The sequence below is a fragment of the Rhodococcus sp. BUPNP1 genome, assembly GCF_002215235.1.
Lineage (GTDB): Bacteria > Actinomycetota > Actinomycetes > Mycobacteriales > Mycobacteriaceae > Rhodococcus.
Genome location: NZ_NERM01000007.1, coordinates 211,129 through 223,997, shown reverse-complemented (window position 1 = coordinate 223,997; position 12,869 = coordinate 211,129). Strand labels below are relative to the sequence as shown.

The window sequence follows — 12,869 nt, the reverse complement described above, 5'->3', positions numbered from 1 at the left end:
GCCGCCGCGACCTCGGCGAGCCACCTGACCGAGCCCGGCACGCCATGCACCGGCACTTCGATTATTCCCGTTGTCCCTCCGTCTACGCACGAACGACGGAAAGGATCTCCTTCACCAATGCCTCGACCTCACCGTCCGTGCGGGCCTCCACGTTGAGCCGCAGCAACGGCTCGGTGTTGGACGCGCGCAGGTTGAACCATGCGTTGTCGGGCAGGTCGACGGTGACACCGTCGAGCCGGTCCACCGACACCGCGCGATCCTCGAACGCCGCGACGACGGCCTCGGTGCGCTCGGCCGCGTCGGCGACCGTCGAGTTGATCTCGCCCGACGCCGCGTACCGGTTGTAGGAGCTCATCAGCTCGGAGAGCGGACCGTCCTGCGAGGCGAGTGCGGCAAGGACGTGCAGGGCCGCGAGCATGCCGGAGTCGGCACCCCAGAAGTCGCGGAAGTAGTAGTGCGCCGAGTGTTCCCCGCCGAAGACGGCACCGGTCTCGGCCATCTGCTGCTTGATGAACGAGTGCCCGACCCGGGTGCGCACCGGCTTGCCGCCCTGCTCGGCGACGAGTTCGGGCACCACACGCGAGGTGATGAGGTTGTGGATGATCGTCGAACCGGGTTCCTTGGCGAGCTCGCGGGCGGCGACGAGCGCCGTGACCGCGGACGGGGTGACCGGCTCGCCGCGCTCGTCGACGACGAAGCAGCGGTCGGCGTCGCCGTCGAAGGCCAGGCCCACGTCGGCGCCGGACTCGACGACCAGACGCTGGAGGTCGACGAGGTTGGCGGGGTCGAGGGGGTTGGCCTCGTGGTTCGGGAAGGTGCCGTCGAGTTCGAAGTACAGCGGCACGAGATCGACGGGCAGAGCGCCGAAGACGGCGGGGACGGTGTGACCGCCCATGCCGTTGCCGGCGTCGACCGCCACCTTCAGCGGCCGCATCTCCGCGAGATCGACCAGGCCACGGACGAACGAGGCGTAGTCCCCGAGGACGTCCTGCTCGGTGATGCTGCCGCGCTCGCCGTCGTAGGCGGGCACACCCTCGACGAGATCGGCGGAGATCTGCGCCAGACCGGTGTCCTGACCGACGGGCTTGGCACCGGCACGGCAGAGCTTGATGCCGTTGTACTTCGCGGGATTGTGGCTGGCGGTGAACATCGCGCCGGGTGCGTCGAGCAGACCCGACGCGAAGTAGAGCTGGTCGGTGGACGCGAGGCCGATCAGCACCACGTCGAGTCCCTGGGCGGTGACCCCGTCGGCGAAGGCCTGCGACAGCGAGGGGGACGAGGCACGCATGTCGTGCCCGATCACCACACGGTCCGCGCTGCCCTCACTGCGCAACAGGCGTGCGAACGACGCTCCGACCTCGCGAACGAACTCTTCGTCGATCTGCTCTCCGACGACTCCCCGTACGTCGTAGGCCTTGATGACTGCTGACACCGACTCGGCAGCTCTCGCCACTGTATTAGCTCCTGAACTCGACTCGCGCGATGCCGTCCTCCGCGACATCGCACTCGCTCAGCCTAGTGCGAACGGCTCAGGACGTGGGATCGGGAAGAACACGCAGGTGGCCGCGTCGACCGGTGCGTGCGGTGGGAGGCACGACGGCCCGTTGGGGTTCCTCGGCGTCGTCGTCGCTCGAGTCGGAACGGGAACGCTCCCCCAGGCCGGCCTCGCGTACGGCCTCTGCGAGGGCGGTCAGATCGTCCTCGTCGGGGGTGGCCGACGAGAACGCTCCCTCGTATCGGACGAGTTCCCAGCCCTTGGGTGCCGTGATGCGCGAACCGTGCATCTCGCAGAGATCCCACGAGTGCGGTTCCGCGACGGTCGCCAGGGGACCGACAACGGCAGTGGAGTCCGAGTACACGTAGGTCAGCGTCGCAACAGCAGGGTTCTTGCACCCAGGCCGGCAGCATCGACGCAGTGTTCTCACGACTGGGAGCGTAGCGCGCCGGACGCGCCAGGACTATTCGGACACACCGAAAGGGTGGAGCGATTTTCGTGTCGTAGTGTCCATGGCATGGTCCGCGCACGACGTTCCCGCCCTGTGTCGTCCCGTTCCGTGGCACGCCGCGGCAGGGGAATCCGCGGTCCCCTGTTCCCGCAGAGCCTGCCGGCGTGGAAGACCCGCGCCGAGAAATTCGACCTGCTCGTGTTGGGGGCGTTCGCGCCGATCGATGCGCGCTGGCACGACCGCCTCACCAAGCTCGACATCGCCGTCGACGAGGTCCCGAAGATCCGGGCACGCGACCCCGACTCGGTCAACTGGCCGGACGAGGTGGTCGCCGACGGGCCGGTGCCGCTGTCCCGGCTCGTGCCGGCAGGGATCGATCGACGAGGCGCTGCCACCCGGGCGCGGATCGTGTTGTTCCGCCGGCCGCTCGAGGTGCGCGCGAAGGATCCGGACGATCTGACGGATCTGGTGCACGACGTCCTCGTGCACCAGGTGGCCACCTATCTCGGCGTCGAGCCGGAAGTGGTGGATCCGACACTCGGTGAGGACGACGAGGACTGAACGACATCCGGATATGACGAAGGCCGGGTTGCTCGTCCCCCACGGCCGCAACCCGACCTTCGTCGTCCGACTCGGCGTTTCACTCGGTCCCGTACTCCCCGTACCGGGCCGAACCCCTCGTCAGACTATTCCGCGCTTGAGGCGACGGCGTTCCCTCTCGGAAAGCCCGCCCCAGATACCGAACCGCTCGTCGTGGGCGAGTGCGTATTCGAGACATTCGTCCCGGACCTCACACCCCATGCAGATGCGCTTGGCCTCTCTGGTGGAGCCACCCTTCTCTGGGAAGAATGCCTCCGGATCGGTCTGCGCACAGAGCGCACGCTCCTGCCACTGCTCCTCGCCATCCGCTGGGTCGCCGAATCCCGAGATCAAACTCAGGACGGGCACCCCGACGTCCGGGTAGTCACAGACAGCCTCGACTGCAGTATCGCTTCGAGTGAGCTCGAAGCTGTCGCGCTCGCCGGCCATTGTCCCTCCTCACCTGCAGCGCCGAATCATGACCGGGGATCAACCCGCTGCCATCCTTCGAATACTCGTTCGAATGCGGGTTCACCGCAAGGGATCTCGAATTCGATTATCGAATGACATGTATGTGATTAGACACTTCGGGTGTGTCGCGGTCAAGCGGAGCGGCGTTGTTCACATATCATCGGCCGCTTTGCCGAAACGCGTTTCGGACGGTGCGCGACCGGGTAGACGACGCACCGCTTAGGCTTGGGCCGTGAATGTGACTGTATTGGTCGGAGGTGTCGGTGGGGCGCGTTTTCTCTCAGGTTTGCGCCGACTTCTCGATATTTCCCCGGGCGTGGAGCCGAATCCGGACGCGGCACACCGCATCACCGCGATCGTCAACGTCGGCGACGACGTGTGGATGCACGGTCTGAGGATCTGTCCGGACCTCGACACCTGCATGTACACCCTCGGCGGTGGGATCGACACCGAACGCGGTTGGGGCCGCGCCGGCGAGACCTGGAACGCCAAGGAGGAACTCGCCGCCTACGGGGCGATCCCCGACTGGTTCGGTCTCGGCGACCGCGACATCGCCACCCACCTCATCCGGACACAGATGCTGCGGACCGGCTACCCGCTCTCCGCGATCACCGAAGCACTGTGCGCGCGGTGGAAGCCCGGTGTGACCCTGCTGCCGGTCTCCGACGACCGCAGCGAGACCCACGTCGTCATCACCGATCCCGAGGACGGTGAACAGCGGGCCGTGCACTTCGAGGAATGGTGGGTCCGCCACCGCGCCCAGGTGCCCACCCACAGCTTCGCGCACATCGGCGCAGAAGAAGCGAAACCGGCTCCCGGTGTGCTCGAGGCGATCGAGAACGCCGACGCCGTCGTCCTGGCCCCGTCGAACCCCGTCGTGAGCGTCGGGGCGATCCTCGCGATCCCCGGTATCCGCGGCGCGCTGCGCACCACGTCGGCGAAAGTCGTCGGCCTGTCCCCCGTCATCGACGGCAAGCCCCTGCGCGGCATGGCCGATGCGTGCCTGGACGTCATCGGAGTGGAGACCACCGCCGAGGCCGTCGGCCGGTACTACGGCGCCCGCTCGGGCACAGGCATTCTCGACGGCTGGCTCGTGCACTCGACCGACAGTGCCGAGGTGCCGGGCGTCGAGGTCCGATCCGTTCCCCTGCTCATGACCGACACCGACGCCACGGCCGACATGGCCCACGCCGCCCTCGACCTCGCCGGAGTGACCCTGTGATGCCGGACGCCGTCGCCGACCCCGCAGTGCGCGACCACGCGCCGGGCGGCCCGATCGAGATCCTGCCCGTCGCCGGGCTTCCCGAATTCCGGCCCGGCGACGACCTGGCCGAGGCCCTCGCGCAGGCCGCACCGTGGCTGGCCGACGGGGACGTCCTCGTCGTCACCAGCAAGGTGGTCTCGAAGGTCGAGGGACGGATCGTCGCCGCGCCCACCGATCCCGACGCCCGCGACGCGCTCCGACGCCGCCTCGTGAACGAGGAAGCCGTGCGCGTGCTGGCACGCAAGGGCCGCACCCTCATCACCGAGAACAAGCTCGGCATCGTGCAGGCGGCCTCCGGCATCGACGGATCGAACGTCGACAGCGCCGAACTCGCGTTGCTGCCCGAGAATCCCGACGCGAGCGCAGCGGCCCTCCGCGAGCGGGTCGGTGCGCTGCTCGGCGTCCGGGTCGCCGTGGTGGTCACCGACACCATGGGCCGCGCCTGGCGCAACGGCCAGACCGACGCCGCGATCGGCTCGTCGGGGCTTCCCGTCCTGCACGGCTACGCCGGCTCGCACGACTCGCAGGGCAACGAACTGCAGGTGACCTCCGTGGCGGTCGCCGACGAGATCGCCGCCGCAGGCGATCTGGTCAAGGGCAAGCTCGGCGGTGTGCCCGTCGCCGTGGTGCGCGGACTCGACCTGCCCGACGACGGATCCACCGCCCGCGCCCTGATCCGCAGCGGCGAGGACGACCTGTTCTGGCTCGGCACCGAGGAAGCCCTCGAACGCGGTCGGCGCGAGGCACTGCTGCTGCGCCGGTCGGTGCGGCAGTTCGCCGCCGAGCCCGTCGATCCCGAGGATCTGCGCGAAGCGGTCGCCGAGGCCCTCACCGCACCCGCACCCCATCACACCCGCCCGGTGCGGTTCGTGTGGGTGCGCACCGAGCAGGTGCGCCGCCGGCTCCTCGACCGCATGCGCGACAGGTGGGCCGAGGATCTCCACGGCGACGGACTCGACCCGGTGGCCGTCGAACGCCGGATCTCCCGCGGCGCGATCCTCTACGACGCGCCCGAGGTGATCGTCCCCTTCTGGGTGCCCGACGGCGCACACCACTATCCGGATGCCCGTCGTACCGCGGCCGAGGCCACGATGTTCACCGTCGCCGCCGGCGCCGCGGTGCAGGGTCTGCTCGTGTCCCTCGCCACCCGCGGGCTCGGCAGCTGCTGGATCGGCTCGACGATCTTCGCGCCCGAGGTGGTTCGCGAGGAACTCGGGCTTCCTGCCGAGTGGTCGCCGCTCGGGGCGGTCGCCGTCGGCTACCCGCTCACCGAACCGGAGCCGCGCGAACCCGCGGACCCGGGCGACGCCCTCGTGGAGCTGTAGTCGTGTCGGCGCGTTCCCTGCACGCCTCGGCGATCGACCGGCTCACCGCCTGGCGCACCGACTCCGAGGACGCCGAATCGCTGCGGCACACGATGCTGGCGTTCCTCGACTCGGCGCCCGACGGGTGCCTGCGCGAACACGTGCCCGGGCACATCACGGCGTCGTCGATCGTGCTCGACGCCGACCACCGCAACGTGTTGCTCACCCTGCATCCGCGGGTGGGGCGGTGGATCCAGCTCGGCGGGCACTGCGAGCCGTCGGACGAGACCGTCGTCGACGCGGCCCTGCGCGAGGCCACCGAGGAATCGGGCATCGCCGATCTGGTGATCGATCCGGAACTGCTCTCGGCGCATACGCATCCGATCACGTGCTCCCTCGGGGTGCCCACCCGTCACCTCGACCTGCGGTTCCTGGTGACCGCACCCGTGGGTGCCCGGCCGGTGCGCAGCGACGAATCCACCGATCTGCAGTGGTGGCCCGTCGACGCGCTCCCGCCGGAGGCCGAGCACGAGACGATCACTCATATGGTCCGGCTCGCCGCGGCCCGACGGGCCTGAGCCGAGGCGGCCCGACGGGCCTGGAACGACCACGCTCGTCCCGGCGGGTCGCCGGGACGAGCGTGAGGTCGGAACCGGGCCGTGAGGTCAGACCCGGACCGGTCCGAGTTCGGGGTACTTCGGGGTGATGCCGTCGCCGGAGGACACCCCGCGTAGCCGCCGGCCCACCCAGGGGACGAGGAACTCGCGCATCCATGCGCGGTCCGCGGCGCGTTCCTGGGCCCGCGTGAGGACCGGTGCCTCGTCGAACTCCACCGGTCCGAGACCGTGTTCGACGCCGAGCAGATCGAGCACGCGGATCGCCATGTTGTGGTGGCCGGCCGCGGACATGTGCAGCCGGTCGAAGTCCCACATCCGCAGATCGCGATACTCGTCGAACCGCCAGAAATCGACGATGGTCGCCCCGTGCCGGTCGGCGATCTCCCGGACGAGCTCGTTGTACACGGCCCAGCGGCCGCGCAGCATCCCGAAGACCGGTGCCCAGCTGCCGTCGTAGGCCGTCCACATCAGGATGCGGGCGCCGGTCGCGGCGAGCTTGCCGATCGCCTCGTCGTACTCGGCCGCGAGCGCGTCGAGGTCGAGCTTCGGACGCATGAGGTTGTTGCCGCCGGCGTAGATCGTCACAAGATCGGGACGCATCGCCACAGCAGTCTCGAGCTGCTCGTCGATGATCGGTCGCAGCAACCGGCCCCGGATGGCGAGGTTCGCGTACGCAAAGTTCTCCGAGTGCCGCGCCAGCTCACCGGCGACGAGATCGGCCCAGCCGCGCAACCCGTTGGGACGCGACGGATCCGGGTCCCCGACTCCCTCCGTGAACGAATCGCCGAGGGCCACATACCGTTCGAAGCTCACTTCGTCCTCTCGACTCAGACGTCGGTGCTGAAACGGATGCCGCCGTCGGGGATCTTCACCCCGGGCCACACCCGCGCACCGCGCAACAGTTCGCATCGGGCGCCGATGTCGGCGCCGTCGCCGATCACGCCGTCGCGGATCAGGGCGCGCGGACCGACCCGCACCCCGAAACCGATGATGGTCCGCTCGATCACCGCACCGGCCTCGACCCGCGCACCGTCGAAGATCACCGCGCCGTCCAGGCGGGCGCCGGCACCGATCTCCGCGCCGCGGCCGACGACCGTGCCGCCGATCAGCAGTGCGCCGGGAGCCACGGAGGCACCCGGATGCACGAGCGACTCGCCGCGCTGCGGCGGAAGCGCCGGCGACGGGGCGATACCACGGACCAGATCGGCCGAACCGCGGACGAAGTCCTCCGGGGTGCCCATGTCGCGCCAGTAGGCGGCATCGACGTGTCCGTAGACCTTCTTGCCCTCGGTCAGCAGCGCCGGGAACACCTCGCGCTCCACCGAGACCGGGCGCCCCTCGGGGATCTGCTCGATGATCTCGCGGCGGAAGACGTAGCAACCGGCGTTGATCTGATCGGTCGGCGGATCCTGGGTCTTCTCGAGGAAGGCGGTCACCCGGCCGTCCTCGTCGGTCGGCACACAGCCGAAGGCACGCGGATCGCTCACCCGCACCAGGTGCAGGGTCACGTCCGCCTCGGTGCGCACGTGGGTGTCGAGCACGGCGCCGAGATCGGTGCCACCGAGCACGTCGCCGTTGAAGACCATGACGTTGTCGGCACGCAGCTTCGGCAGCACGTTGCGGATACCACCGCCGGTGCCGAGCGGCTCGGTCTCGGTGACGTACTCGATCTCGAGGCCGAAGTCGGACCCGTCGGCGAAGTGCTGCTCGAAGACCTCGGCCTTGAACGAGGTGCCGAGCACGACGTGCTTGATGCCCGCCTCACGGATCCGCGCGAGCAGGTGGGTGAGGAAGGGCACCCCCGCGGTGGGCAGCATCGGCTTGGGTGCCGACAGCGTCAGCGGCCGTAGCCGCGTGCCCTGTCCGCCGACCAGAATCACCGCATCGGTGTGCGGTGCCGAATCACTCGTCATCGTCTCCCCTGTTCACTGTCGTGCCGACCGGAATGTTCTGGTCGGTCCTCCCGTTCCGACGCTCCCGCACGGCCGCCGCGACCGCCACTCGCGATCGCACCGCGAGCCCGGCCCGCAACGCCCATCGCAGCGGCGCCTGCCACCCGTGGGGGTGACGGTCCGCCTGGAAGCGGTAGGCACTCTCGTGATGTGCCGGGAGCATCAGTTCGGGGTGCCGTCCGGCCGCGTGGCCCTTGGCGTGTGTGACCACCGCGGACGGCACGTACACGTTGAGCCAGCCTGCTCGCCCGAGCCGGTCGCCGAGGTCCACGTCCTCCATGTACATGAAGTATCGCGAATCGAAGCCGTCGATCGAGTCGAAGGCCGCTCGCCGCAGCAGCAGGCACGATCCGGACAGCCAGCCGACGGGGCGTTCGCTGATCTCCTCGTTCTCCTGGCGGTAGCGGCGTGTCCACGGATTGGCCGGCCAGACGGTGCCGAGCAGCGCGTGACCGGCACCGGAGGCGAGGGTGGGGACGGTGCGCGCCGAGGGGTAGACGCTTCCGTCGGGTTCGTGGATCAGCGGGCCGAGCGAGCCGGCGCGCGGCCAGCGACGCGCCGCGTCGAGCATCTCGTCGAGCGAACCGGGGTGCCACCGGACGTCCGGGTTCGCGACGACGACGAACTCCGCGGACGGGTCGACCTCGGCGACCGCGCGGTTGATCGCACCGCCGTAACCGATGTTCCCGCCGGTCCGGAGAAGTCGCACGTTCTCGTGTGCCGTCTCGGCGGCCTCGGGAGCACCGTCGGTCGAACCGTTGTCGGCCAGGATCACCTGCGTCGGCAGAACGGTCGCGGAGGTGAGCGAGGTGAGAAAGTTCTCGAGGTGCTCTCCGGGCGAGTAGGTCACCGTCACCACGGCCAGCGTCGATTCCACGCCGGTCACCTTAGCGACCTCGACGGTGTGCGACACCTCACGGGCCGCTTCGTCGGACGTCATCGTGCAGGCGGCACGGTTCCGTCACCGGCGATCGCTGCGTGCAGGGCCTCCCGCCACGGACGGAAGGGTGTCAGGCCGGCACCGATCCACGCGCTGTCGTCGAGCACCGAGTAGGCGGGCCGGGGGGCGGGCCGGACGAACTCGTCGCTGCTGCACGGGTGCACCCGCTCCGGATCGGCACCGATCTCCTCGAAGACCGCCCGGGCGAGATCGAACCACGTCGCTTCCCCGGCGTTGGTCGCGTGCAGGATCCCGCCGGGGATGCCGTCGGCGCGGGAGGCGAGTTCGAGCAGGCCGTCCGCCAGGTCGCGGGCGTAGGTGGGGCAACCGCGTTGGTCGTCGACGACACGCAGGGTGTCGCGTTCGCACTCGAGTCGCCGCATGGTCGCGACGAAGTCGTTGCCGTCGCCGGTGTACACCCAGGCGGTGCGCACGACGTGCGCGGTGGGCAGCGCCTCGAGCACTGCTCTTTCACCTGCGAGTTTGGTGCGGCCGTAGGCCGTGCGCGGGCCGGTCGGCGCGTCCACCCGGTAGGGCTCGGTCGCGTCGCCGGCGAAGACGTAATCGGTGGAGACATGGACGAGACGGGCACCCTTGTCGGCGCAGACGGCGGCCAACACGCCCGGGCCCGTGCCGTTCACCACAGCGGCCCGGTCCTCGTCGGTCTCGGCCGCGTCGACGGCGGTGTACGCGGCGGCGTTGATCACCACGGATCCCGGTGCGACGGCGGCGGCCACGGCCTGCGGATCGGTGATGTCGACCTCGGACGATCCGACACCGCGGATCGGTATCCCCGCCGCGGTGCCGCGGTTCACGAGATGACGGCCGAGCTGGCCACGGGCTCCGGTGACGAGAACGCTACGCACTCGGAGAAGTCTGGCACGCCGGAGTGGTGCGCGCCGGGCGAGCGTTCCCACCAGTAGCCTTCAACCGAGAGCTACCGACGCAGACCCCGTACCAGCCACAGGAGGAGTACCAGGTGCCGCCAGAGCCGCGTCGCCGCACCGGCCGGCGTCCCGACCCGACGGGACGTCGCCCCCGCGCGGGCGATCCGACAGCTGCCGACGGCAGGTACGGGTCGGATCCCGGCCCTCGACAGTCGCGGCGTACCGCCCGGCGCGAGCCGCCCTCCCGCAGCCCCGGAACACCGGCGGAGGCGCGGGTGTACAGCGGCAGGCCGTGGCAGATCGCCGTCGCGATCGCGGCGTGCCTGGTGCTGGTCGTCACCGGTGTTGCCTGGCGCAGCGTCGACGCGCTGCAGTCGTCGTTGGCCTCGGTCCGCGGCCTGGCCCTCGGCGGCGGGGAGGACGGCGCCGTCGACATCCTGCTGGTGGGCACGGACAGCCGCACCGATGCGCACGGCAATCCCCTCTCCCAGCGCGAGCTCGACGCGTTGCGCGCGGGTGAGGAAGTGGCGAACAACACCGACACGATCATCCTGCTCCGAGTGCCGAACGACGGCCGGTCGGCCACGGCGATGTCGATCCCCCGCGACACCTACGTCGAGGTGCCCGAGATCGGGATGTCGAAGATCAACGCGGCCTACGGCGCCACGAAGGCGAATCGGCGCGCCGAGCTCGTCGAAGCGGACGCCGACGCGACGGAGGCGGAACTCGAGAAGGAATCGACCCAGGCGGGCCGGGAGGCGCTCATCGAGTCGGTCGCCGACCTGACGGGGGTGACGGTCGACCATTACGCCGAGGTCGGGCTCCTCGGCTTCGTGCTGCTCACCGATGCCGTCGGCGGTGTCGACGTGTGCCTGAACGCCCCGGTCGACGAGCCGCTGTCGGGTGCCCGTTTCGATGCCGGTGTGCAGACACTGCAGGGTTCGGACGCACTGAGCTTCGTCCGCCAGCGTCACGATCTGCCGCGCGGCGATCTCGACCGGATCGTGCGGCAGCAGGTGTTCATGGCGTCGCTGGCACAGAAGGTGCTCAGCGCGAAGACATTGTCCAACCCGTCGAAGGTGAGTCAGCTGACCGCGGCGGTGCAGCGTTCCGTGGTACTCGACTCCGATTGGGACATCATGGCGCTCGCCACCCAGTTGCAGGGTCTCGCCGGTGGCGACGTGACGTTCTCGACGATCCCGGTGCAGGACATCAACGCGATGACCGACTACGGCGAGTCGGTCGTGCAGGTCGACCCGGACGAGGTGCGCTCCTTCGTGGCCGAACTGATCGGCCGCGAGCCGGACGGCAGCGAGACCACCTCGACCCCGGTGCCCGCTCCCGACATCGACGCGTCGACGGTGACGGTCGACGTCGCGAACGCCGGATCCGTCTCCGGTCTGGCCTCCCAGGTCTCCGCAGCGCTGTCCGAGGAGGGTTACGTCGAGGGCGAGGTGGGCAACTACACCGGTTCCGGTGTGGGCACCTCGACGGTCTTCGGTTCCGACGAGGACTCCGACGAGACCCGCGCAGTGGCTGCGGCGCTCGGTGGTCTCGCCACCGACTCCGACCCCTCGCTCCCCGCCGGCACCGTGCGGGTCGTGCTCGCAGGTGACTACACCGGTCCGGGCTCGTCGTCGTACTCGGGTTCGTCCACCGCCGCATCCGCCTCCGGCATCGGGGTGAGCCCGGCCGGTGACACAGCCACCCCTGCTCCCGCCGCACCGCCCATCGATGCGGGCTCCGACGGCCCGCGCTGCGTGAACTGACAGCCGAGAAGAAGGACATCGTGACCACCCTGACCGACGCACTGTTCGACCCGATCCTCGCCGAAGATCCGGCGGGTCCGCGGATCACCTGGTACGACGACGCGACCGGCGCGCGTATCGAACTGTCGGCGCTCACCCTCGCCAACTGGGCCGCCAAGACGGCCAACATGATCCGCGACCAGTTCGGAGTTCTTCCCGGCGGCCGCGTCGCGGTGCTGCTGCCCGCCCACTGGCAGAGCGCAGCAGTGCTGCTCGGTGCGTGGTGGGCCGGCGCCGAGGTCGTGCTCGAGGCCGACCCCGACGCCGAGCTTGCTCTCGTCACCCCCGACCGACTGGACGAGGTCGACACGGTCGCAGAGGTCGCGGCGTTGTCGCTCGACGCCTTCGGTGCCCCCGTCCGCGACCTGGCGCCCGGGATCACGGACTACGCCACGGACGTGCGGATGCACGGCGACCGGTTCCGGTCCTCCGGTGCGGGCGACGCGGTGCTCGCCGGACGTTCACAGGCGGACGTGCTCACCGCCGCCACCGAGTCGGCGTCGGCGGCGGGTATCGGCAGCGGCGACCGTGTGTTGTCGTCCCGGTCCTGGTCGCAGCCCGACGACCTCGTCGCCGGGTTGCTCGCGGTGCTCGCGGCCCGGGCGTCGCTGGTGCAGGTGAGCAATCCCGACCCGGAGGCCACCGAACGCCGCGTCGCGAGCGAGAAGATCACCGTTCGTCTGGACGGGTGATCCCGCGCTCCTCGCGGTAGCCGCCGTCGGCGAGTCCCGCCTCGATCTCGAACCTGTTGCGGGACCCCGGGTTGCGGAGTTCCTCCCACAGATAGCGCGCCGCGAAGCCGATGCCGTAGCGGGCCCACTGGTCCGCGTGGACGGCTTCGTGGCGCAGCAGCGCGCGCGTGGGCCGTATGCGAGTGAGGAAGACGCCACCGACGGTGGTGCCGCCGCGCGCGAATCCACCGCGCATACCGCTGCAGACGAACAGGCCGAACTCGTCGTCGAAGGACACCGAGCCACCCCAGGCCCTGCCCCACACCGTCGCGAGCGCGGTGACGAACCGCGCCGACGGGACGCCGCGCGATGCACGTATCGCCCTGGCACGCTTCCGATCCCGTCCCGACACGGCTCGAGCCTACGCCGC

The 12,869-nt window shown here is 70.0% G+C and carries 14 protein-coding genes; 6 read left to right on the top strand and 8 right to left on the bottom strand.

The genetic code is table 11. The features are described from left to right. Positions 1 to 82 precede the first annotated feature (82 nt). Entirely contained in the window at positions 83 to 1,453 is a 1,371-nt protein-coding gene (locus B9C99_RS09880) for a phosphomannomutase/phosphoglucomutase (RefSeq protein WP_088897702.1), read from the bottom strand. A 76-nt stretch (positions 1,454 to 1,529) separates the two neighbouring features. Next, positions 1,530 to 1,925, bottom strand: coding sequence for a DUF3499 domain-containing protein (locus tag B9C99_RS09875; RefSeq protein WP_172414905.1), 396 nt, complete (start codon positions 1,923 to 1,925; stop codon positions 1,530 to 1,532). Positions 1,926 to 2,012: 87 nt separating this feature from the next. On the opposite strand from B9C99_RS09875, the gene B9C99_RS09870 reads away from it, so the two are divergent. After that, positions 2,013 to 2,507, top strand: coding sequence for a metallopeptidase family protein (locus B9C99_RS09870; protein ID WP_059382262.1), 495 nt, complete (start codon positions 2,013 to 2,015; stop codon positions 2,505 to 2,507). Between the two features lie 120 nt (positions 2,508 to 2,627). On the opposite strand, the gene B9C99_RS09865 is transcribed toward B9C99_RS09870, so the two are convergent. Further along, the gene (locus B9C99_RS09865) at positions 2,628 to 2,894 is read right to left on the bottom strand and encodes a WhiB family transcriptional regulator (RefSeq protein ID WP_167414258.1); all 267 of its coding nucleotides are present in this window, start codon (positions 2,892 to 2,894) and stop codon (positions 2,628 to 2,630) included. A gap of 334 nt (positions 2,895 to 3,228) precedes the next feature. On the opposite strand from B9C99_RS09865, the gene cofD reads away from it, so the two are divergent. From cofD to B9C99_RS09850, 3 genes are read left to right on the top strand one after another with little or no spacing between them, the layout of a single operon-like run. After that, positions 3,229 to 4,218 carry a 2-phospho-L-lactate transferase gene (gene cofD, locus B9C99_RS09860; RefSeq protein WP_088897701.1) on the top strand — a complete coding sequence of 330 codons (990 nt, stop codon included), beginning with the start codon at positions 3,229 to 3,231 and terminating at the stop codon, positions 4,216 to 4,218. Next, positions 4,218 to 5,585 carry a coenzyme F420-0:L-glutamate ligase gene (locus B9C99_RS09855; protein ID WP_088897700.1) on the top strand — a complete coding sequence of 456 codons (1,368 nt, stop codon included), beginning with the start codon at positions 4,218 to 4,220 and terminating at the stop codon, positions 5,583 to 5,585. Before cofD ends, B9C99_RS09855 begins: the two co-directional genes overlap by 1 nt. A 2-nt stretch (positions 5,586 to 5,587) precedes the next feature. Next, positions 5,588 to 6,142 (top strand): NUDIX domain-containing protein, encoded by a 555-nt coding sequence (locus B9C99_RS09850; protein ID WP_060651331.1) that lies wholly within the window; start codon positions 5,588 to 5,590, stop codon positions 6,140 to 6,142. A gap of 87 nt (positions 6,143 to 6,229) precedes the next feature. On the opposite strand, the gene B9C99_RS09845 is transcribed toward B9C99_RS09850, so the two are convergent. The 4 genes from B9C99_RS09845 to rfbD are packed head-to-tail and all read right to left on the bottom strand — an operon-like array spanning position 6,230 to position 9,939. Beyond that, entirely contained in the window at positions 6,230 to 6,994 is a 765-nt protein-coding gene (locus B9C99_RS09845) for an SGNH/GDSL hydrolase family protein (RefSeq protein WP_088897699.1), read from the bottom strand. A gap of 14 nt (positions 6,995 to 7,008) precedes the next feature. Next, complete coding sequence (locus B9C99_RS09840; RefSeq protein WP_016694889.1) at positions 7,009 to 8,094, bottom strand: sugar phosphate nucleotidyltransferase; 1,086 nt, start codon at positions 8,092 to 8,094, stop codon at positions 7,009 to 7,011. Beyond that, positions 8,084 to 9,010: a glycosyltransferase family 2 protein gene (locus B9C99_RS09835; protein ID WP_088897732.1), complete on the bottom strand. Its 927-nt coding sequence runs from the start codon at positions 9,008 to 9,010 to the stop codon at positions 8,084 to 8,086. Before B9C99_RS09835 ends, B9C99_RS09840 begins: the two co-directional genes overlap by 11 nt. 59 nt (positions 9,011 to 9,069) lie before the next feature. After that, positions 9,070 to 9,939 (bottom strand): dTDP-4-dehydrorhamnose reductase, encoded by an 870-nt coding sequence (gene rfbD / locus B9C99_RS09830; protein ID WP_088897698.1) that lies wholly within the window; start codon positions 9,937 to 9,939, stop codon positions 9,070 to 9,072. A gap of 296 nt (positions 9,940 to 10,235) precedes the next feature. Here rfbD and B9C99_RS09825 point away from each other — a divergent pair, with 296 nt between their 5' ends. After that, positions 10,236 to 11,729, top strand: a complete 1,494-nt coding sequence (locus B9C99_RS09825) for an LCP family protein (RefSeq protein ID WP_088897697.1) — start codon at positions 10,236 to 10,238, stop codon at positions 11,727 to 11,729. A 20-nt stretch (positions 11,730 to 11,749) separates the two neighbouring features. Further along, a complete protein-coding gene (locus tag B9C99_RS09820) occupies positions 11,750 to 12,460 on the top strand; it encodes a TIGR03089 family protein (RefSeq protein ID WP_088897696.1) in 711 nt (236 codons plus the stop codon). Here B9C99_RS09820 and B9C99_RS09815 read toward each other — a convergent pair. Beyond that, positions 12,438 to 12,851 (bottom strand): hypothetical protein, encoded by a 414-nt coding sequence (locus tag B9C99_RS09815; RefSeq protein ID WP_253250023.1) that lies wholly within the window; start codon positions 12,849 to 12,851, stop codon positions 12,438 to 12,440. The two genes, B9C99_RS09820 and B9C99_RS09815, sit on opposite strands and share 23 nt — an antisense overlap. Positions 12,852 to 12,869: the final 18 nt, after the last annotated feature.

Excerpts from the sequence above, each read along its gene's own strand:
- B9C99_RS09870 (WP_059382262.1), top strand. The coding sequence starts at position 2,013 with ATGGTCCGCGCACGACGTTCCCGCCCTGTGTCGTCCCGTTCCGTGGCA.
- B9C99_RS09855 (WP_088897700.1), top strand. The coding sequence starts at position 4,218 with ATGCCGGACGCCGTCGCCGACCCCGCAGTGCGCGACCACGCGCCGGGC.
- B9C99_RS09840 (WP_016694889.1), bottom strand. The coding sequence starts at position 8,094 with ATGACGAGTGATTCGGCACCGCACACCGATGCGGTGATTCTGGTCGGC.